Origin of the sequence: Parvibaculum sp. (assembly GCF_019635935.1) — a bacterium.
GTDB lineage: Bacteria > Pseudomonadota > Alphaproteobacteria > Parvibaculales > Parvibaculaceae > Parvibaculum.
In genome coordinates this window covers 318,358-337,256 of sequence record NZ_JAHBYN010000001.1, presented here as the reverse complement: position 1 = coordinate 337,256, position 18,899 = coordinate 318,358, and the positions used below count along the sequence as shown (strand labels likewise).

21 protein-coding genes are annotated in these 18,899 nt (G+C 64.3%); 10 read left to right on the top strand and 11 right to left on the bottom strand.

All coding sequences use genetic code 11. From position 1 onward, the window contains the following. Positions 1–3 precede the first annotated feature (3 nt). The 9 genes from KF719_RS01755 to motA form a co-directional block, all read right to left on the bottom strand. Complete coding sequence (locus KF719_RS01755) at positions 4–507, bottom strand: hypothetical protein (RefSeq protein ID WP_293506587.1); 504 nt, start codon at positions 505–507, stop codon at positions 4–6. A 6-nt stretch (positions 508–513) separates the two neighbouring features. Beyond that, on the bottom strand, positions 514–2,088 hold the full coding sequence (locus tag KF719_RS01750) for a TRAP transporter large permease subunit (RefSeq protein ID WP_293506585.1): 1,575 nt from the start codon (positions 2,086–2,088) through the stop codon (positions 514–516). 9 nt (positions 2,089–2,097) lie between these two features. Then, entirely contained in the window at positions 2,098–2,637 is a 540-nt protein-coding gene (locus KF719_RS01745; RefSeq protein WP_293506583.1) for a TRAP transporter small permease subunit, read from the bottom strand. Positions 2,638–2,656: 19 nt separating this feature from the next. Beyond that, positions 2,657–3,733 (bottom strand): TRAP transporter substrate-binding protein, encoded by a 1,077-nt coding sequence (locus tag KF719_RS01740; protein ID WP_293506582.1) that lies wholly within the window; start codon positions 3,731–3,733, stop codon positions 2,657–2,659. Positions 3,734–3,833: 100 nt separating this feature from the next. Next, positions 3,834–4,604, bottom strand: a complete 771-nt coding sequence (locus KF719_RS01735; protein WP_293506580.1) for an arginyltransferase — start codon at positions 4,602–4,604, stop codon at positions 3,834–3,836. Between the two features lie 45 nt (positions 4,605–4,649). Then, positions 4,650–6,518: an SLC13 family permease gene (locus tag KF719_RS01730; RefSeq protein WP_293506578.1), complete on the bottom strand. Its 1,869-nt coding sequence runs from the start codon at positions 6,516–6,518 to the stop codon at positions 4,650–4,652. A 35-nt stretch (positions 6,519–6,553) separates the two neighbouring features. After that, a complete protein-coding gene (locus tag KF719_RS01725; RefSeq protein WP_293506576.1) occupies positions 6,554–7,033 on the bottom strand; it encodes an RDD family protein in 480 nt (159 codons plus the stop codon). Positions 7,034–7,126: 93 nt separating this feature from the next. Further along, entirely contained in the window at positions 7,127–8,023 is an 897-nt protein-coding gene (locus KF719_RS01720; protein WP_293506574.1) for a flagellar motor protein MotB, read from the bottom strand. A gap of 21 nt (positions 8,024–8,044) precedes the next feature. Next, positions 8,045–8,914 carry a flagellar motor stator protein MotA gene (gene motA, locus KF719_RS01715; protein ID WP_293506572.1) on the bottom strand — a complete coding sequence of 290 codons (870 nt, stop codon included), beginning with the start codon at positions 8,912–8,914 and terminating at the stop codon, positions 8,045–8,047. A gap of 269 nt (positions 8,915–9,183) precedes the next feature. Between motA and KF719_RS01710 the strand changes: the two genes are divergently transcribed. Next, positions 9,184–9,702, top strand: coding sequence for a flavin reductase family protein (locus tag KF719_RS01710; RefSeq protein ID WP_293506570.1), 519 nt, complete (start codon positions 9,184–9,186; stop codon positions 9,700–9,702). 6 nt (positions 9,703–9,708) lie between these two features. Here KF719_RS01710 and KF719_RS01705 read toward each other — a convergent pair whose 3' ends face one another. Beyond that, complete coding sequence (locus KF719_RS01705) at positions 9,709–10,209, bottom strand: MarR family transcriptional regulator (RefSeq protein WP_293506568.1); 501 nt, start codon at positions 10,207–10,209, stop codon at positions 9,709–9,711. 257 nt (positions 10,210–10,466) lie between these two features. Here KF719_RS01705 and KF719_RS01700 point away from each other — a divergent pair, with 257 nt between their 5' ends. The 7 genes from KF719_RS01700 to KF719_RS01670 all read left to right on the top strand — a co-directional run bounded on the left by KF719_RS01700 (position 10,467) and on the right by KF719_RS01670 (position 15,565). Next, the gene (locus KF719_RS01700; protein ID WP_293506566.1) at positions 10,467–11,207 is read left to right on the top strand and encodes a MotA/TolQ/ExbB proton channel family protein; all 741 of its coding nucleotides are present in this window, start codon (positions 10,467–10,469) and stop codon (positions 11,205–11,207) included. Between the two features lie 52 nt (positions 11,208–11,259). After that, positions 11,260–11,637, top strand: a complete 378-nt coding sequence (locus KF719_RS01695) for a biopolymer transporter ExbD (RefSeq protein WP_293506564.1) — start codon at positions 11,260–11,262, stop codon at positions 11,635–11,637. Next, positions 11,634–12,041 (top strand): biopolymer transporter ExbD, encoded by a 408-nt coding sequence (locus KF719_RS01690; protein WP_293506562.1) that lies wholly within the window; start codon positions 11,634–11,636, stop codon positions 12,039–12,041. The genes KF719_RS01695 and KF719_RS01690 overlap by 4 nt, the downstream gene beginning before the upstream one ends. A gap of 2 nt (positions 12,042–12,043) precedes the next feature. Further along, positions 12,044–12,886, top strand: coding sequence for a hypothetical protein (locus KF719_RS01685; RefSeq protein ID WP_293506560.1), 843 nt, complete (start codon positions 12,044–12,046; stop codon positions 12,884–12,886). An 86-nt stretch (positions 12,887–12,972) separates the two neighbouring features. Beyond that, positions 12,973–13,842: an NAD(P)-dependent oxidoreductase gene (locus KF719_RS01680; RefSeq protein ID WP_293506558.1), complete on the top strand. Its 870-nt coding sequence runs from the start codon at positions 12,973–12,975 to the stop codon at positions 13,840–13,842. After that, positions 13,839–14,987 carry a type III PLP-dependent enzyme gene (locus tag KF719_RS01675; RefSeq protein WP_293506556.1) on the top strand — a complete coding sequence of 383 codons (1,149 nt, stop codon included), beginning with the start codon at positions 13,839–13,841 and terminating at the stop codon, positions 14,985–14,987. The genes KF719_RS01680 and KF719_RS01675 overlap by 4 nt, the downstream gene beginning before the upstream one ends. Before the next feature lie 122 nt (positions 14,988–15,109). Then, entirely contained in the window at positions 15,110–15,565 is a 456-nt protein-coding gene (locus tag KF719_RS01670; RefSeq protein ID WP_293506554.1) for a helix-turn-helix domain-containing protein, read from the top strand. Here the strand turns inward: KF719_RS01670 and hemB are convergent. Next, positions 15,562–16,569 (bottom strand): porphobilinogen synthase, encoded by a 1,008-nt coding sequence (hemB, locus tag KF719_RS01665; RefSeq protein ID WP_293506552.1) that lies wholly within the window; start codon positions 16,567–16,569, stop codon positions 15,562–15,564. The genes KF719_RS01670 and hemB overlap by 4 nt on opposite strands. A 138-nt stretch (positions 16,570–16,707) precedes the next feature. Here hemB and KF719_RS01660 point away from each other — a divergent pair, with 138 nt between their 5' ends. Both KF719_RS01660 and KF719_RS01655 read left to right on the top strand, forming a co-directional pair. Further along, positions 16,708–17,847: an isobutyryl-CoA dehydrogenase gene (locus KF719_RS01660; RefSeq protein WP_293506550.1), complete on the top strand. Its 1,140-nt coding sequence runs from the start codon at positions 16,708–16,710 to the stop codon at positions 17,845–17,847. A gap of 2 nt (positions 17,848–17,849) precedes the next feature. Beyond that, positions 17,850–18,890 (top strand): enoyl-CoA hydratase/isomerase family protein, encoded by a 1,041-nt coding sequence (locus KF719_RS01655; protein ID WP_293506548.1) that lies wholly within the window; start codon positions 17,850–17,852, stop codon positions 18,888–18,890. Positions 18,891–18,899 lie beyond the last annotated feature (9 nt).

The window sequence follows — 18,899 nt, the reverse complement described above, 5'->3', positions numbered from 1 at the left end:
CGCCTATTCGATCGTGAAGCTCCGGCGGACTTCATAGCCCCAGTAGCGGACGAGGAGGCGGTAGTCGCCGGGCGTCACACGCTTCGGATCGAGTTCCAGCGCGTAGGCGCCGGTCAGCGAGTGTTTCGGATCGAGGAAGCCGGATACCGGAAGGTCGATGCAGGCGTCGCCGCCGGCTTGCGACTGGACGAATTCGCTTTCGGCGTCGAGGACAATCCAGCGGAAGATATCGCATTGCGATGCGACTTCGAGGGCCAGACCCTCATTGCTGTTGTTGGCGATCTTCACTTCGACGTCGAGCTTCACAGGCGCGCCGGCAACCCATGTGCCGACCTGGACCGGCGTTGCCGTGATGACGAGGGGTTCCTCGAGTTCGACGCGGCCGGTGGCGATGAAGAAGGTGACGACGCCGACAACCGCCATCGCCACGAGGCCAATGCGCATCATGTTGCGGCCGGCGGTGTCGGCAACGTCGTTGGGGCCTCGGGACGGCGGTACTCTGGACATAAGTTTTTACATTCCGCTGAAGAGAAGTTTCGGGAGCCATGTCGCCAGCGCGGGGAACATGGCGATGACCGCGAGCGCGAATATCTGAATCAGGACGAAGGGAACCGCGCCGCGATAGATCTGCATGGTGGTGACGGTGTCGGGGGCGACGCCGCGCAGATAGAAGAGAGCGAAGCCGAAAGGCGGCGTCAGGAAGGAGGTTTGCAGGTTGATCGCCATCATGATGCCGAGCCAGACCGGATCGACGCCCATCATCAGCAGGATCGGCGCGACGATGGGCACGACGACGAAAATGATTTCGATGAAGTCGAGGAAGAAGCCGAGCAGGAACATGATCGCCATGACGATGATGACGGCGCCCATCGGGCCGCCCGGCACGGCGGTCAGGAATTCGCGCACCGTGTCGTCGCCGCCGAGGCCGCGGAAGACGAGGCTGAAGAGCGCGGCGCCGATCAGGATGACGAAGACCATCGAGGTAATGCGCGCCGTCGACTGCACGACGTCGGACAGGACCTTGCCGCCAAGAAGGCGGATGAGGCAGGCGAGGAGGCCGTAAGCGACGCCGGCGCAAAGCGCGTAGGCGAGCCAGATGCCGGCGCGGTCGGCGTCGGAGATTTCGCTGCGCGCGGTGCGCAGGTCCATCGCCCAGGTGAGGATGAGGAGCGCGATCAGCGAGAGCGCGGCGAGGCGGGCCGGGAACTTCATACCCTGGAGGCGGTCGCCGGCGAGCAGGATTGAGCCGATGGCACCGAGAGCGGCGGCTTCCGTGGGCGTTGCGATGCCGCCGAGGATCGAGCCCATGACGGCGACGATGAGCGCGACGGGCGGGATCAGCGCGCGCAGCGTGCGGCGGTAGAGCTCGGCGGTTGTGAGCGTGTCGTCGGCGGGCATGGCGGGCGATGATTTCGGGTCGAGCGCGGCGCGGACGATCTGGTAGAGGATGTAGAAGACGACCAGCATCAGGCCGGGGATCAGCGCGCCGGCAAAAAGATCGCCGACCGAGAGCGTGTCGGGCGCGAAGATGCCCTGGTCGAGCTGTGCGCGCTGATAGGAATTGGCGAGCTGGTCGCCGAGCAGCACGAGGACGATCGAGGGCGGGATGATCTGGCCGAGCGTGCCGGCGGCGGCAATGGAGCCCGAGGCCAGCGCCGGATCGTAGCCGCGCCGGAGCATGGTGGGGAGCGCCAGCAGGCCCATCGTGACGACGGTGGCGCCGACGATGCCGGTGGAAGCTGCGAGCAACGCGCCGACGACCGAAACCGAAATGCCGAGACCGCCGCGCAGGCGGCCGAAGAGGCGGCCCATGTTTTCAAGCAGTTCCTCGGCGACGCGCGAACGCTCCAGCATCGTGCCCATGAAGACGAAGAGCGGCACGGCGATCAGCACGTCATTGGTCATGTTGCCGTAGATGCGCTGCGGCAGCGCGGCCATGAAGCCGAAATCGAAGACGCCGAAGGCCATGCCGATCAGGCCGAAGATCAGCGCGATGCCGGCCAGCGTGAAGGCGACCGGAAAACCGGTCAGCAGCACGACGCAGAGCATCGCGAACATCAGCAAGTCGAGCGAGTCGCGCAGGTCCATCGACGGGGCCTAGAGAACGGGCGAGGCTTCCTCGACGGGCTTTTCGAGCCCGGCAAGAACGCGCAACGCATGAATGACGGTGGAGAGGCCCTGCAGCGCCAGCAGCACGACGAAAACGAGGATGACGCTTTTCAGCAGGTAGACGCCCTGGATGCCGCTGGTCTCGCGGCTTCCTTCGCGCACCGACCAAGAGCTTTCGACATAGGGGAAGGCGACATAGAAGATCAGGAAGCAGACCGGCCAGAGAAGCAGCAGCGTGCCGAGGAGATCGACGCGGGCCTTATAGGCCGGAGAGGCGGTGCGGTAGAAAACGTCGACGCGAACATGGCCGTTGTGCAGCAGCGTGTAACCTGCCGCCAGCATGAACAGCGTGCCGTGCATGTAGACGATCGATTCCTGCGCCCAGACCGAGCCGACGCCGAAAATGTAGCGCATCAGCACGACGGCGAATTGCGCGAGCACCATGAAGAGCGCGAGCCACGCGACGGCGCGGCCGACGCGCTCGTTCAGGGCGTCGATCAGGGTGGCGAGGCGGGCGAGAGCGTTCATGCGTCCGATTGCGCCCGCGTCAGTTGCGGCGCGCCTCCACGAAACCTTCGTCGCCGATGCGCGTCCATTCCTCGGAGATTTCGAGGGCCTCGCGGAAGCTCGCATAGATTTCGGCGGTGACGGGATCGCTTGCGGCGGCGTCTTCGAGCACTTCGCGCGAGGCCTTCTTGAAACCCGCCAGCACGTCGGCCGGGAACTTGCGCATCTGGACGCCGTGCTGTTCGACCAGCGTTTTCAGGGCGCGGCCATTGTGGTGGGTGTATTCGGCCAGCGTGTAGTCGTTTTCGGCGGCGCAGGCGGCGCGGACGACGGCTTGCTGCTGCGGGGTGAAGCTTTCCCATACTTTGAGATTGAAACCGGCGGCGAGGCTCGATCCCGGTTCGTGGAAGCCCGGCCAGTAGTAGAACTTCGCGATGCGATAGAAGCCGAAGGCCATGTCGTTCCAGGGCGCGACCCATTCGGCGGCGTCGATGGTGCGGTTTTGCAGGGCCGGGAAGATGTCGGGGCCGGGCAAGGTGACGGCGGCGGCGCCAAGGCGGCGCATCACTTCGCCGCCGAGACCCGGCATGCGGATTTTCAGACCTTTCAGGTCGTCGAGCGAATTGATTTCGTTGCGGTACCAGCCGGAAAGCTGCACGCCGGTGTTGGCGGCCATGAACGGCTTGATATTGAAGCCCTTGGCGAGATTGTCCCAGAGCTGCTGGCCGCCGCCGTGATAGATCCAGCCGTTGATTTCGTTGGCGGTCATGCCGTAGGGCACGGCGGTGAAGAAGTTGTAGGCCTTCGACTTGCCCTGCCAGTAATACTCCGCGCCGTGATAGATGTCGGCGGCACCGCTCGAAACGGCGTCGAAGGATTCAAGCGCGGGCACCAGTTCGCCGGCCGCGAAGACCTTGATGTCGATCTTGCCTTCGGTCATTTCGTGAATGCGCGTCGCCAGCCGTTCGGCGGAGGTGCCGAGGCCCGGATAGTTTTTCGGCCAGGTGGTGACCATTTTCAGTTGCCGCGACGCGCCCTGCGCGATGGCGGGCGCGGGCATGGACGCGGCGGCGAGGGCGGCTGTGCCGGCTCCCGCCAGAAACGAACGGCGCTTCATCGATTGCTCCCGAATTACTTCTCCCCTGACGCCGACGCGTCGAAGCGAGGCCAGTATAGGCGCGCCCGCGCGGGGCGCAACGGCATTTGAAAACAAGGAGTTAGGGGGCGGGGTTCAGATCGCCGGCGGACGGCGTCATCTCGGTCCAGCCGTGGAAACCGAGCGCCTCGAGCGGCCGGAAGCGGGTCTTGTAGGCCATCTTGCGGCTGCCATCGACCCAGTAGCCGAGATAGACGTAAGGAAGGCCGAGCAGGCGGGCGCGTTCGATGTGGTCGAGCACCATCCATGTGCCGAGGCTGCGGGCGGTCTCGGAGGGTTCGTAGAAGCTGTAGACCATCGACAGGCCGTCATCGAGCGTGTCGGTCAGCGCCGCGGCGACCAGCGGCCCCGGACCATCGGCGTCGCTGCTGTGCGGCAGCCGGTATTCGGCGATGCGGGTGGCGACCGTGGTGTCCTCGATCATCGCTACATAGTCGACCGGCGCCATGTCGGCCATGCCGCCATCGGCGTGGCGGCTGTCGAGATAGCGGCGCAGCAGCGCGTATTGCTCGTCGGTGGCGCGGGGCGCACGCAGGCCGACCGTGAGATCGGCGTTGCGGGCGGTCAGGCGGCGGAAGGTGCGGCCGGGACGGAAGCGGTCGACGATGACGCGGACCGAGACGCAGGCGGAGCAGTTGTCGCAAGCCGGACGGTAAGCGATGTTCTGGCTGCGGCGGAAGCCGGCCTGGGTCAGCATATTATTCAGCGAGATGGGCTCGTCGCCGAGGAGATGCGTGAAGACCTTCTTCTCGTAGTGGCCGGCCAGATAGGGGCACGGCTGCGGCGTCGTGATGTAGAACTGCGGGAAGCGGATGCGGGATTGATCGGTCACGGTTTGCTGGCGCCTGTCACATCGTTGCTCCGGCGCCCCGGCGGTTCAAAGTCCGTAGTACCAAGGCGCGAAGAAAGAATAGGCCAGCCAGAGCAAGATGACGAGGGGGGTGCCGGCGCGCACGAAATCCCGGAATTCATAGTGTCCGGGGCCCATAACCAGGAGATTCGTCTGGTAGCCCATCGGCGTCGCGAATGAGCAGTTGGCGGCGAAAATCACCGCATAGACGAAAACCATCGGATCGACGCCGAGCTGGTTTGCCGTGCTGATGGCGATGGGGGTGAAGAGCACGGCCGTCGCGTTGTTGGTGAGGACGTTGGTGGTGATGGCGGTGGCGAGGAAGAAGGCCGAGAGAATCACCGGGACGCCATAGCCCGAGAAGAGCGCGACGGAGGACTGGGCGATGGCCTGCGCGCCGCCGGTGACGTCGAGCGCGGTGGCGACGCCGAGCATCGCGCCGACCATCAGGAAGATGCGGCGGTCGATGGCGCGGGCCGCCTGGCGGACGTTCAAAACGCCGGTTGCGATGATGGCGCCGGCGCCGGCGACGGCGGCAATTTCGATCGGCAGCCAGCCGAGCAGCACCGTCGTGACCATGATGCCGAAGACCGCAAGCGCCCGATAGCCAAGCTTCGGGTCGGGCAATTCGGTCGCCGACCATTCGAGCAGCAGCACGTCGCGGTTGTGACGGAGATCCTGGATGCGGGCGCTCTTGCCGAGCACCAGCAGGACGTCGCCTGCTTCGAGGCGGATGTCGTTGAGGAGGCTGCGGATCATGCGGCTGCGGCGCTGGACGCCGAGCACGATGCAGCCCGTCTGGTGGCGGAAGGCGATTTGTTCGATCGTCTGGCCGATCATGCGCGAGCCCGGCGCGACGACGGCCTCGGCCAGGGTCAGTTCACCGCCGGGACGGGACGGCGCATCGCCATTGCCGGCGCCTTCGGCGAAGCGCTCCTCGAGCATGCCTTCGAAAATCTTCGAGCCCGATTTCAGCGACTCGGTGAGCGTCTGGCGCGTGGCGGCGATGATGATGACGTCGCCGGTTTCGAGCGAGATGTCCTCGAAGGGCGGCAGGATCGGATGCTCGCCGCGCTGGATCATGCGGACCGTCATGTCGCGTAGCGGCGGGAAAAGACCGGCGACGGCGCCGATGCCGACCAGCGGATGATCGGCGGTGACTTCGATCTGGGCAATGTATTGCTTGCCGCTGCCCTGGTCGGCGCCACCGATCTCCTGTGCAGGACCGGCGCGATCGGGCACGAGGCGCGGTACGGCGAACGTGGCGTAGAGGAAGCCGATGGTGGCGAGAAAGACGCCCGGCACGACGAAATCGAAAATGCCGATGGGCGGGAGTTTCGTGTTCATCACAACGCCGGCGGCAAGAAGGTTGGTCGAGGAGCCGATCAGCGTTGTCATGCCGCCGAGGATCGAGACGAAGCTCAGCGTCATCATCACCTTCGGCGCGCGCTGGCCGAAGCGGCCGGCGAGCGTCGCAAGCACCGGAATGAACATCACGACGATGGGCGTGTTGTTGAGGAAGGCGCTGGCGATGGCGACAAGCAGAAAGGTCAGGAAGATCGTGCGGGCCGGATGCCGCGAACCGAAATCGGCGACGGTGCGCGTCACGCCGTCGAGCGCGCCGGTCTGGAACATGCCTTGTCCGATGACCAGCAAGGCGAGTACCGCGATCAATGCCGGGTTGGCGAAGCCCGACATCAGCGCCGTGGTGCCGAGCAGGTTGCGGCCGTCGGGACCGGGGATCGGGAAGAGGTAGAAGAAGATCAACAGGGCCGTCAGGATCGCCAGTGCCGAGATTTCGAGCGTCAGGCGCTCCATGCTGAACAGCACGACGGCCGTCAGCACCAACGCGTAGACGGCCCACATCTGCCAGACGAAGGGGGTCAGCGTTTCCATGCGCGCATCAGCCTCGCGGGTTCACGGGACGACGGCTAAACGGAACGGCGAACGAAAACGGTGCCGCAGAAATAGTCGTGCAGACAACGGCGGCGTTCGTTGAAGAAAGGAACGAGCAGGACGAACGGCGTGATGGCCGCGGTCGTGACATAGAAGAGGATCGTTTGCAGTGCGCCCTGCAGGTAGCCGGGGCGGCGGCCGTCCCAGGTGCGCAGTTCGATGCCCTGCCAGCGCATGCCCGACGTCGCCGAATGACGGCCGCCAAGGGTCAGCGTGAAATAGGCCAGCGCGATCAGCGGCGTCAGCGCGGCACCCGGCCAGAGCAAGCCGAAGGTCAGCACACCGAGCACGGCAAAGAGTATGTTCGCCGCGAAAAGAAGGACGCAGATCACCAGCAGGTCGGCGAGAAAGGCGAAGCAACGGGCGGCGATAACGCCTTCGAAAGCGCCGGCCGACCAGCGCCACTCTTCAGACGAAAACGGAGAAGTGGGGGCTATCTGGTTCTGTTCGCTCATATTTTCTCCAGGCGCCGAACTGGGGGTCCCGACGATCCGAGAGGTGAGACTTAAGACCAGATCGGCGCCAAGGCAAGGGCCAGCATCGGGCTATCAGGGGCTGAAGCCCGGCGGGGTGACCGGCGCCTCGCGCAGCAGCACGATCGACAGGCGGCGGTTGGCGGCCATGTAGGGGTCTTCGGGGAAGAGCGGGTCGCTGTCCGCCTTGCCGATGACCTGATAGATGCGGTCGCTGGAGAGGCCGGCATTTTCGACGATGCGGCGGGCGGCATTGGCGCGGTCGGAGGTCAGTTCCCAATTGCCGTAGCCGGCCTTGCCTCTCACCGGGTTGGCGTCGGTGTGGCCGGAAATGCTGACGCGGTTGGGGAGCTTGATCAGTATTTTCGCGACTTCGTCGATCAACTGTCGGGTGCGCTCATAGGGCTCGGCCATGTCGGCGGGGAACATCGAGCGGCCGTCCTGATCGACGATCTGGATGCGCAGACCTTCGGGCGTTTCATCGACGATGACATTGCGCGAGAGCTGGGCGAGGTCGGGGTTTTCGCGCATGGACTGGCGGATGCTTTCGGCGGCGCTGCGGAAATTGCGTTCGTCGCGCGCCGACTTTTCCTTCAGCAGTTTTTCCATCTGCGCGGCGGCGGCTTTTTCCTCGGCCGTTTCGGGGCTCTTCGGTTGGGCGGGCGTTGAGACCGTCATCACGATCTGCGGCTTGGTGCCGGGCATGCGGGCGCCGGTTGCGTCGAAGGCGGTGCCGCCCATGATGCCGCCGGCGCCGCTGGTGGAGCGGCTGACATTGGAGGGCGCGAAATAGTCGGCGAGGCCCTGCTTCTGTTCGGGCGTCGTCATGCTGATCAGCCACATCAACAGGAAGAAGGCCATCATCGCGGTCACGAAGTCGGCATAGGCGATCTTCCAGGCGCCACCGTGATGGCCGTGGACGACCTTCTTGACCTTCTTGATGATGATCGGCTGTTCGTTCTTCGCGGCCATGCCGGAACTCCTCGCGCCGCGCTAGCCGGCGGCGCCGGGCTGAAGGGCAGCCGTCGACTGTTCGACTTCGATGAAAGTCGGGCGTACTTCGGTCATCAGCGCCTTGCGGGCGAACTCGATGGAGACAGCGGGGGCATAGCCGGCCATGTGGGCGAGGAGGCCGGCTTTCATCGACAGGTAGTATTTCGATTCGGCTTCGTAGGTGTTGCGCAACGACTGCGCCATCGGGCCGAAGAAGCCATAGGCGACGAAGACGCCGAGGAAGGTGCCGACGAGCGCGCCGCCGATGAGACCGCCGAGCACTTCGGGCGGCTGGTCGATGGAGGCCATTGTCTTGATGACGCCAAGCACGGCGGCGACGATGCCGAGGGCGGGCGTCGCGTCGGCAAGCGCCTGGACGGCGGAAACGATGCGCTCGCGTTCCTGATGATGGGTTTCGAGTTCCTCGTCCATCAAGGCTTCGAGCTCATGGGCGTTTTCCGTGCCCAGCGTGATCATGCGCAGGTAGTCGCACATGAATTCGACGGCGTGCTTGTCGGCCGCAAAAAGCGGGAACTGCGCGAAGATCGAGGATTCGCCGGGGTTCTCGACATGCGCTTCGAGGGCGAGGTTGCCCTTGCTCTTGGCGAGTTTGAAAAGTGTGTATTGCAGGCCGAGCAATTCGAGAAAGGCCGCCTTGGCGTAACGCGGACCCTTGAACAGCGTGCCGAGGACGCCGCCGACGGCTTTCAGCACCGAAGGCGGATTGGCGATCAGAAAAGCGCCAAGCGCGGCACCGAGAATGATGACCGCCTCGAAAGGCTGCCAGAGCACTTCGAGGTGTCCGCCCATCGCGGCATAGCCACCGAAGACGCTAAATATGACGATTACGATGCCGACAATCAGCCGCATTTGCCCCAGCACTCTCTTCGCTTTTTTACGCCCCGCAGACCTGCCGGGATGCAGGCCAGCCCCGCCTTCGCGCCCATTCTTGCGGTGCGGCCCTTAACAGCCGGTTTAACCAAAGGGATTTGCGCGGAAATTCGGGCGTTTTGCGCTGGATCGCGGTTGCGTGACCTCGGCCGGATGGCTTAAACCGGGCCAAGGCCCTGCGAGGCGTTAACGTAAGATTGACAAGGCCCCGCGGGGCGGCCCCGTGGCGTGAGGAAAGTGACCGCGCGATGAGCGACACCAAGGACGCAAAAATGACGGAGGTGGACGTCCATGACGCACGCCGGTTCCGCAATGCGCTCGGCTGGTTCACGACGGGCGTCGCGGTGGTGACGACCCGCGTCCGCGGCGGAGAGCCGATCGGCATTACCGTCAATTCGTTTTCATCCGTGTCGCTCGATCCGCCACTGGTGCTGTGGTGCCTCGACAAGAAATCGGACACGCTGGCCGCGTTCGAGACGGCGACGCATTTCACGGTCAATGTGCTGCGCGAAGAGCACCAGGAAATTTCATCGCGGTTGTCGCGCAAGGGCGATCACAGCCTTGCCGGGCTTGCGGTCGTCGAGCGCGAGAGCGGATGCCCGGCGCTGCGCGACGCGCTGGCGCATTTCGAATGCGAAATCGAGGCGCGGCACGACGCCGGCGATCATGTGATCATGATCGGGCGGGTGCTGAATTTCGATCATGCGGAAGACGGGCGGCCGCTGCTGTATCACCGGGGCGGCTACCAGATGCTTCCGCCGCTCTGAGACCGTTCAAGCGCCGGTTTTTTCGCGATCGATTGCGTCGAGTTTCGAGACGTTGTCGCGCATCCGCTTCAGGCAATCGAGCATCGTCAGATAGTCCTTGCGCGCGATACCTTCGATCGCCGTGCCGTGGATGGCGGCGTAATGTTCCTGGCCGACATGCTTGTTGGCGTGAAGGAGCGGAGTCAGGAAAATACATTTCGCGCGGCCGTCTGTCGGGTGGGTGCGGCGCTCGACCAGCCCAAGCGCTTCGAGCTCGGCGACATAGATGCCGACAGAGACCTTGTGGATGCTGAGCGCGTGGGCAAGCTCGGTCTGGGTCTGGCCGTCGCGTTGCAACAGTTCGATGACGATGCGGGTCTGGTTGCGCGTCAGGCCGGAGCGACGGTCGTAGACCGCGGCCAGCAAGGTTCCGAGATTGTTGATGACTTCAAGAAAGTGCTGGGGTGAGAGCAGATCGTCCGTATGGGGCGCCTGCTCCGGCACGATGTCGATTTTCGCTCGCGACATGCCTGTTTGCCCCCTCGATCTTCGCTTGTCAGCCGCTCGATACCTGCATATTGAAGCTATCGCCGCAGCGAGGCCACGGAATTTACACTGAACCAAAAAAATGATGCCATGCCGCGCTTGATCGCTTGACGGCTTGGCCCGGCGGTGATTTCGTAAATGAAGTTTACTAAAATGAGGCGCCGCCGTCACGCTCTTTTGCGGAGGGACGGGAAGGTCGTCACAGATCGCGTACCTGTTCGGTCGGGAGGAAGTCGAGAATGCCTGAGGAAATGCCCGTAAACGACGAGGCTGCCGGGGAAGCGCTGAGCGGGGCCGCGGAGATCATCGCCGAATCGGGGGGCGCCGAGGCCTGGTACGCGCTGGGACCGCTGCTCGACAAGGGCGGGCCGATCGTCGCGATCCTGCTGGTGCTGTCGGTCATCTCGGCGGCGGTGATCCTGCTCAAGATATTCCAGTTCTGGTCGGCCGGGCTTTCGCGCCGCAGCTTCGTCGATCCGGCGGTCGACCGCATCGAGGCGGGCGACGCGGCGGGCGCGCTCGACATTCTCAGGAAGCACAAGACGCCGCTGGCACGCGCCATGGCGGCCGGTGTGCGCGCAAAGGTGCGCGGCGATTTGCGCGACGAGGACGTGGCGGCCGAGATTGCGCGTGTGGGCGCGATGGAACTGGGCGCGTTGCAGCGCTATCTGCGCTGGCTCGAAGTGATCGGCAACATCTCGCCGCTGCTCGGCCTGCTCGGCACCGTGATCGGCATGATCCAGGCGTTCCAGCGGCTTGAAGAAGCGGGAACGCAGGTCGATCCGGCGCTGCTGTCGGGCGGCATCTGGGTGGCGCTGCTGACGACGGCGGTGGGCCTGATCGTTGCGCTGCCGGCCATCACGGCGCTCAACCTGCTCGAAGGCAAGATCGACCAGGTGCGTCTGTCGATGCGCGATGCTTCGGCACGTGTGATCGCGGCGCTGCATGCGCGGCCCGGCGCGGCGAAAGCCGCGCAGTAAGACGAACGGAGAGCCAACGCTCATGTTCGACGAGCCCGTACGGCGGAGAAACATGGCCAGCCTGACGCCGCTGATCGACGTGGTGTTTCTGCTGCTGATTTTCTTCATGCTGACGACTTCGTTCCTGAAGACGCAATCGCTGTCGGTGGTGACACCGGCGCCGAGTGCCGACGAGCTGCCGACGGATGCGCGTGTCGTCGAAATCTGGCTGATGGGCGACGGGACGTTGCGCGTCGACGGGACGCCGGTGGAACGCGAGGGCCTTGTCGAGGCCGTCAAGGCGGGCATCGGTACGCGCAAGGACATGACCGTGACTATTCTCGCCGAGCGCGGGTCGAAGACGCAGGCCTTCGTCTCCGCCATCGAGGCGGCGCGGCAGGCCGGCGCGCATGATGTCGGCACGGCACGGGTGGAGAAGATCACGCCATGATGATTGACTTCGATCAGGATCCGCCGAAGCGCCAGTTCGAGACGTTGATTCCGCTCATCAATGTCGTCTTCCTGCTGCTGATCTTCTTCCTGCTCGCGGGCACCATGACGCCCGCCGACAATGTGGCGGTGAAGCTGCCGGTCGGCGCGCTGAGCGATGCGGAACGCGACGCGCCGGCGACGGTGCTCGTCGAGGCCGACGGTTTCGTTTGGCTGGGCGAACGGGTGGTCGATCCGAAGATCGCGCAAGGTCCGCTTCGCGAATATCTCGCCGACAAGGGCATGGAGCGGGTCGCCGTGAAGGCGGATGCGGAAGCATCGGCGGAATCGTTGTTGCTGCTGATGGAGGCACTGCGCGAAATCGGCGTGAAGCAGGTGACGATCGTGACCGAGCGAGGCCGGTAGCGATGGCGGCGGCGGCACATAACGGGGTGCTGGCGGCGATGGAGGGCCGGAATTTCGACATCCGGAAATTCATCCTCGTTTCGATCCTGCTGCATATGCTGCTCTTTCTCGCGATGCTGCTGACGGTGGGCGGAATATTCGGTGGGCCGGGACCGGGCGGTGGCGATTCCGTGACGTTCGAGCTTTCGGCGGGCGTGGCTAATGATCGTTTTGCGGCGCCGCCCGAGCCGGTGGCCGAACCGGAAATTCCGCAACCCGAACCGGTGATCGTGCCGCCGAAGAAACCGGAAGCGCCGCCTCGCCGCTCCGAGGAGACGCCGCCGCCGGAAGAAGAGGCCGAGGAGATCAAGGAAGTCGTCGACGCCGCGCGGGCGGGCGGCGGCGTCGATGCGGGCCAGGCGCTGGGCGCCGGCGGCGACGCGGCCGAGACGATCCTCAACCGCAAGGGCGATTCCCTGTCGGCGGGACAAATCCGCGCGCAGGTGGTCGGCAAGACCTTTCATCTCGAGATGGGGCGGCTCGACCAGCAGGGCGGCAGCCGGTTGATCAACACGATCATCCAGCTCAACGCGGACGGAACGACCAACATCACGCTGATCCAGTATTTCCACCGCATGTATCATACCCAGGGTTCGGGTACGCGCAGCCGCAGCGGCCGCGGGACGTGGTGGATCGAAGGCAACCAGTGGTGTCACAGTTCGCCCGAAATCCAGTACGGCACACGCGACTGCTACGACATGACGCGCGAGGGCAACATCGTGCGTCTCTACTACGCGCCTTGCACCGGCACGTCGTCGACGCTTTGCCGGTCGGGCCGCATCGCCGCCGAAGGCGAAATCCGCTGACGCCGCCCTCCCTCCGCCGTTCTTTGCGCCGCCCGGCTTCGATCTGCTAGACAGGTCGTGCCGCAAATCCGTGGGAGGCCGACGTCATGGGCAAGGTTGTATTTCTTGGGCTCGGAGTGATGGGATATCCGATGGCCGGGCATCTCAAGAAAGCCGGCCATGACGTGACCGTCTACAACCGGACGGCGGCCAAAGCGGCGCGCTGGACGACCGAACATGGCGGCGCGCGCGCGGCGACGCCGAAGGAGGCAGCGCGGGGCGCCGAAATCGTTTTTGCCTGTGTCGGCAATGACGACGATTTGCGGCAAGTGACGTGCGGGCCGGACGGCGCCTTTGACGGCATGACGCGCGGCGCGGTTTTCGTCGATCACACGACGACATCGGCGACCGTCGCGCGCGAGCTTCACGCGCTGGCGGCGGCGAAAGGGATCGGGTTTGTCGATGCGCCGGTGTCGGGCGGGCAGGCGGGCGCCGAGAACGGCGTGCTGACCGTGATGGCGGGCGGCGACCCGGCCGACTTCGCCAGGGCCGAACCCGCGATCGCGGCCTATGCGCGGATGGCGCGGCTGATGGGGCCGAGCGGCGCCGGGCAGCTCACCAAGATGGTCAATCAGATTTGCATCGCCGGGCTCGTGGAAGGACTTTCCGAGGGCATTCATTTTGCCAAGCGCGCGGGCCTCGACGCCGCCGCCGTCATCGAGGTGATCTCGAAGGGCGCGGCGCAAAGCTGGCAGATGGAAAACCGATACAAGACGATGATCGAGGGAAAATTCGATTTCGGTTTCGCTGTCGACTGGATGCGCAAGGATCTCGCCATATGTCTTGAAGAGGCGCGCAGGAACGGCGCGCATCTGCCGGTGACGGAAACGGTCGACCGGTTTTATTCGGAGGTGCAGGCGATGGGCGGCAATCGCTGGGATACGTCGAGCCTGATTGCACGGCTGGAGCGGAAATGAGCAGCGCCGCACGGGAACTGCGCTTTGCCTCCGTTGCCGACGTGATCGCAAGGCTCGATCCGTCCTATCCGGTGTTCTGCGTCTTTCCGGATGTGTTGCGGAAGCGGGCGCGCGATTTCGTGGAGGGGTTTCCGGGCACCGTTCTCTATGCGGTCAAATGCAACCCGCATCCCTTCGTGCTGAAAGCCTTGTGGGAAGGCGGCATCCGCCACTTCGACACGGCGTCGATTTCCGAAATTGCCAAGGTCAACGAGCAGTTGCCCGACGCGCATTGCTATTTCAACCATCCGGTGAAGGGACGCGGCGCGCTGGAGGCGGCGGCCGATGTTTACGGTCTCAAGGATTACGTTGTCGACACGTTGAGCGAGCTCGACAAGGTGATCGGGATTGCCGGAACCGACATCACCATCGAAGTCCGGATCGCGACGCCGAAGGGCAAGGCCGTTTACGACCTCTCGTCGAAATTCGGCGCGACACCGGATGAGGCGGTGGCGCTGTTGCGCGAGGCGTCGCGGCGCGGCTGCCGGACGGCCATTGCGTTTCACGTCGGCAGTCAGTGCCTCGATCCGGATGCCTACCGCGTGGCGATGGAAATGTCGGCGGATGTGGCGGCGCGGGCTGGCGTCAAACTCGAATATCTCGATATCGGCGGCGGCTTTCCGGCGATCCACGGCGTCGACGTGGCTTCGCTGCAGGGCTATTTCGATGTCATCGCCACGACAAACGAGAGGCTGGGTCTTGGCATACCGCTTTTTGCCGAGCCTGGTCGCGCGCTGGTGGCCGAAGGCTGTTCGGTGCTGACGCAGGTGCATCTCGGGAAGGGCGACAGTCTCTATATCAATGACGGCATCTATGGATGTCTTTCGGAAATTCGCGACGGCGACTTCGATCCGCCGGTGCGCGCGATTTCGAAGGCGGGGCCGGTTGCGGGCCCGCTCCGTCCGTTCCGGATTTTCGGGCCGACCTGTGACAGCCTCGATGTTCTGAAGCAGAAATTCAATTTGCCGGAATCCATCGGCGAGGGCGACTGGATCGAGTTCGGGCTGATGGGCGCTTATTCGATCGGGATGCAGACCGGCTTCAACGGTTTCGTTACCGATACGATCGTGCGTATCGACGGGCCGCAGGACGGCTTTAATTCTTAACCATTGGTATCCGGGTCAATTATCCGTTCACGGATCGTTCGCAAATTAACGTTGACATTTATGTTAACGTTGCTAACATGGCGAATATTGAGACAAAGCGGGAACGCAAGGGCGGGGAGCAGATGCGCGCACGGCTTCGCGGACAGAAAACTTCCTATCATCACGGCGACTTGAGGCGCGGGCTGATGGATGCCGCGATCACGCTGATCGACATTCGCGGGCGGCATGCGCTGACGATGCGCGAAGCGGCGCGGCGCGCCGGCGTTTCGGAGGCGGCGCCCTATCGGCATTTCGCCAATCTCGACGAGCTGTTGGGGGCCGTGGCACTGGAGGGCTACGAGATATTGATTGGCGATCTGGAGACCGCGTCGAGCGCACGCTCGCTGCACGACGCTTACCTGGCGTTCGCCGAAGATTTTCCCGGACGTTATGAATTGATGTTCGGACGGCTCGGCGACCGCAAGGCGGCGGCCAAGCGCCGCAAGCTCGTGGACGAGGTTGCCGATCTCACCGAGGAAGCGGGCGGCCTTGCGACGCTGCACGGCATCGCGTCGCTGAGGCTGGCGGGGCTCGGTTAACGGGCGAGCAGTTTCGCCGCGTCGAGCGCGAAGTAGGTGAGGACGCCATCGGCGCCAGCGCGCTTGAAGGCGGTCAGGCTTTCCAGGATGACGCGATCGCGGTCGAACCAGCCACGCTCAATGGCGCCGGCGATCATCGAATATTCGCCGGAAACCTGATAGGCGAAAGTCGGCATGCCGAACTCGGCCTTCACGCGCGTCACGATGTCGAGATAGGGCAGGCCCGGCTTCACCATCACCATGTCGGCGCCTTCGGCAATGTCGAGCGCCACTTCGCGCAGGGCCTCGTCGCCGTTTGCCGGGTCCATCTGGTAGGTGCGCTTGTCGCCTTTCAGCGCGCCCGTCGATCCGATTGCATCGCGGAAAGGGCCGTAGAAGGCGGAGGCATATTTGGCCGCATAGGACATGATTTGCGTGTCCTTGTGTCCGGCCGCTTCGAGCGCCGCTCGGATCGCGCCGACGCGACCGTCCATCATGTCGGAGGGGGCGATGATGTCGCAGCCCGCCTCGACCTGCACGAGCGCCTGGGCGACCAGCGCTTCGAGCGTTTCGTCGTTCAATATGACGTCGCCCTTCATCAGACCGTCATGGCCGTGGCTGGTGTAGGGATCGAGCGCGACGTCGCAAAGGACGCCGATGTTCGGTACCTCGGCCTTGATGGCGCGGGTGGCGCGACAGACCAGATTTTCGGGATCGGTGGCGAGCGAGCCGGTGACGTCGCGCTTCTCCGCCGCGGTGTAGGGGAAGAGGGCGATCACCGGTATGCCGAGCGATGCCGCTTCGGCGGCCGCGCGCACCGCCTCGTCGACCGAGAGGCGGGAGACGCCCGGCATCGTCGCGACCGGTTCGCGCACGCCCTTGCCTTCAGTCAGGAAAAGCGGCCAGAGCAGGTCGTTCACCGAAAGCGCATTTTCGGCGACGAGGCGCCGCGACCAATCGGCCTTGCGGTTGCGCCGCATGCGGATGGCGGGAAAGGCGGGGGCGGGGCTCTGCTTGTCGCTCATGCGCCACTCATAACGCCTGGGCGCGGCGGGTGCAATGTGGCCTTACGCTGCGGCAGGACGGGCGTTCGTTGACAGGGTTAAGGGGGGCGATTATCACCGCTTCGACGCCTTTCGGGCGCCGTTCGGGGAGGATGATGGATGCGGTTCGAGCTGACCGAGGAACAGCAGGCATTTCAGGACGTGGCGCGGCAATTCGCGGCCGACGAACTGGCGCCCTTCGCGGCCGACTGGGACCGGGACGCGTTCTTTCCTGTCGAGACGATGCGCAAGGCGGCGGCGCTCGGCTTTGCCGGTATCTATGTGCGCGAGGATGTGGGCGGTTCTGCGCTGACGCGGCTCGACGCGGCGCTGATCTTCGAGGCGTTGTCGGAAGGCTGCACCTCGACGGCGGCGTTCATGTCGATCCACAACATGGCGTCGTGGATGATCGACCGTTTCGGCAACGAAGCGCAGCGGCAGAAATGGCTGCCGCGGCTGACGCCGATGGAACTGATTGCGAGCTACTGCCTGACCGAACCGTCGAGCGGATCGGACGCCGCGTCGTTGAAGACGAAGGCGGCGCGCGATGGCGACCATTATGTGCTGAACGGCTCCAAGGCCTTCATCTCGGGTGCGGGCACCTCCGACATCTATGTTTGCATGGTGCGCACAGGCGAGGCGGGGCCGAAGGGCGTGTCGTGCCTTGTTGTCGAGAAGGGGACGCCGGGTCTGTCGTTCGGCGCGCCGGAGCGCAAGATGGGCTGGAACAGCCAGCCGACGGCCCAGGTGATTTTCGAGGATGCCCGTGTGCCGGTGGCGAACCGGATTGGCGAAGAGGGCGAGGGCTTCAAGATCGCGATGATGGGGCTCGACGGCGGACGCCTCAATATCGGCGCCTGTTCGCTGGGTACGGCGCGGGCGGCGCTGAAACGCGCACAGGCCTATCTCGGCGAGCGCGAACAGTTCGGCAAGAAACTGGCGCAATTTCAGGCGCTGCAATTCAAGCTTGCCGACATGGCGACCGAACTCGAAGCGGCGCGGCTGATGATCATGCAGGCGGCAACGAAGGTGGACGCGAGGGCACCGGACGCGACGATGCAGGCGGCAATGGCGAAGCGCTTCGCGACGGATGTGGGCTTCAATGTCATCAACGAGGCGCTGCAGATCCATGGCGGTTACGGTTATCTGAAGGATTTTCCGCTGGAGCGGCATCTGCGCGACGCACGCGTGCATCAGATCCTCGAAGGCACCAACGAGATCATGCGCGTCATCATCGCGCGCGAATTGCTGAAAGAGTGAGGATGAGCGACGAAGCCGAAGTCCTGTTCGAGCGGCGCGGCGCGGCCGGCTTCATCACGCTCAACCGGCCGAAGGCGCTCAATGCGCTGACGCTCGACATGGTGCGCGCGATCCATCCGAAGCTGATCGAATGGGCGGACGATGCCCATGTGCAATGTGTCGTTGTCGAAGCGGCGGGCGACAAGGCGTTCTGCGCGGGCGGCGACATTCGCGCGCTTTACGACTGGGGACGCGCGGGCGATCCGACAGCGCTCGATTTCTGGCGCGAGGAATACAAGCTCAACACCTATATCAAACGCTACCGGAAGCCTTATGTAGCGCTGATGGACGGCATCAACATGGGCGGCGGCGTCGGCATTTCGGTGCATGGGTCGCATCGCGTGGCGACGGAGAAGCTGACCTTTGCAATGCCGGAAACGGGCATCGGACTCTTTCCGGATGTCGGCGGCACTTACTTTCTGCCGCGTTGTCCCGGCGAGACCGGCATGTATCTCGGGTTGACGGGAACGCGGCTGAAGGCGGCGGATGCGATCTATGCAGGCATTGCGGATGCCTATGTGCCGTCGGTGCGGCTCGACACGCTGAAGGACAGGCTGGCGGGTGGGACCGAGCCGCGCGTCGCGCTGCGCGAGGTTGTGGAAGAAGAGGGGCCGGCGCCGCTGGCGTCGATGCAGAAAGAGATTGGCGCGCATTTCTCGAAGGGGTCCGTTGCGGAAATACTTTCGTCGTTGCGCGCCGATGGCGGCGAATGGGCGACGAAAACCGCCGACACGATCGAAACGAAATCGCCGACGAGCACGCTGGTCGCGTTCCGGCAGATCCGCGAAGGCGCGGCGCTGGATTTCGAGGATTGCATGAGGCTCGAATACCGGCTGATCGAACGTTTCGTCAAAGGGCATGATTTCTACGAGGGCGTGCGGGCGGTCGTGATCGACAAGGACCAGGCGCCAAAATGGAAACCGGCGACGCTTGCCGAAATGCGCGCGAGCGATGTGGATGAATATTTTGCGCCGCTGGGCGCGAACGAACTGACGCTTCCCTGAGAAGCGCCG

Excerpts from the sequence above, each read along its gene's own strand:
- KF719_RS01675 (WP_293506556.1), top strand. The coding sequence starts at position 13,839 with ATGAGCAGCGCCGCACGGGAACTGCGCTTTGCCTCCGTTGCCGACGTG.
- KF719_RS01755 (WP_293506587.1), bottom strand. The coding sequence starts at position 507 with ATGTCCAGAGTACCGCCGTCCCGAGGCCCCAACGACGTTGCCGACACC.
- KF719_RS01680 (WP_293506558.1), top strand. The coding sequence starts at position 12,973 with ATGGGCAAGGTTGTATTTCTTGGGCTCGGAGTGATGGGATATCCGATG.
- KF719_RS01740 (WP_293506582.1), bottom strand. The coding sequence starts at position 3,733 with ATGAAGCGCCGTTCGTTTCTGGCGGGAGCCGGCACAGCCGCCCTCGCC.
- KF719_RS01670 (WP_293506554.1), top strand. The coding sequence starts at position 15,110 with ATGCGCGCACGGCTTCGCGGACAGAAAACTTCCTATCATCACGGCGAC.
- KF719_RS01750 (WP_293506585.1), bottom strand. The coding sequence starts at position 2,088 with ATGGACCTGCGCGACTCGCTCGACTTGCTGATGTTCGCGATGCTCTGC.
- KF719_RS01725 (WP_293506576.1), bottom strand. The coding sequence starts at position 7,033 with ATGAGCGAACAGAACCAGATAGCCCCCACTTCTCCGTTTTCGTCTGAA.
- KF719_RS01730 (WP_293506578.1), bottom strand. The coding sequence starts at position 6,518 with ATGGAAACGCTGACCCCCTTCGTCTGGCAGATGTGGGCCGTCTACGCG.
- KF719_RS01745 (WP_293506583.1), bottom strand. The coding sequence starts at position 2,637 with ATGAACGCTCTCGCCCGCCTCGCCACCCTGATCGACGCCCTGAACGAG.
- KF719_RS01685 (WP_293506560.1), top strand. The coding sequence starts at position 12,044 with ATGGCGGCGGCGGCACATAACGGGGTGCTGGCGGCGATGGAGGGCCGG.
- KF719_RS01690 (WP_293506562.1), top strand. The coding sequence starts at position 11,634 with ATGATGATTGACTTCGATCAGGATCCGCCGAAGCGCCAGTTCGAGACG.
- KF719_RS01695 (WP_293506564.1), top strand. The coding sequence starts at position 11,260 with ATGGCCAGCCTGACGCCGCTGATCGACGTGGTGTTTCTGCTGCTGATT.
- motA (WP_293506572.1), bottom strand. The coding sequence starts at position 8,914 with ATGCGGCTGATTGTCGGCATCGTAATCGTCATATTTAGCGTCTTCGGT.
- KF719_RS01705 (WP_293506568.1), bottom strand. The coding sequence starts at position 10,209 with ATGTCGCGAGCGAAAATCGACATCGTGCCGGAGCAGGCGCCCCATACG.
- KF719_RS01710 (WP_293506570.1), top strand. The coding sequence starts at position 9,184 with ATGAGCGACACCAAGGACGCAAAAATGACGGAGGTGGACGTCCATGAC.
- hemB (WP_293506552.1), bottom strand. The coding sequence starts at position 16,569 with ATGAGCGACAAGCAGAGCCCCGCCCCCGCCTTTCCCGCCATCCGCATG.
- KF719_RS01700 (WP_293506566.1), top strand. The coding sequence starts at position 10,467 with ATGCCTGAGGAAATGCCCGTAAACGACGAGGCTGCCGGGGAAGCGCTG.
- KF719_RS01655 (WP_293506548.1), top strand. The coding sequence starts at position 17,850 with ATGAGCGACGAAGCCGAAGTCCTGTTCGAGCGGCGCGGCGCGGCCGGC.
- KF719_RS01660 (WP_293506550.1), top strand. The coding sequence starts at position 16,708 with ATGCGGTTCGAGCTGACCGAGGAACAGCAGGCATTTCAGGACGTGGCG.
- KF719_RS01720 (WP_293506574.1), bottom strand. The coding sequence starts at position 8,023 with ATGGCCGCGAAGAACGAACAGCCGATCATCATCAAGAAGGTCAAGAAG.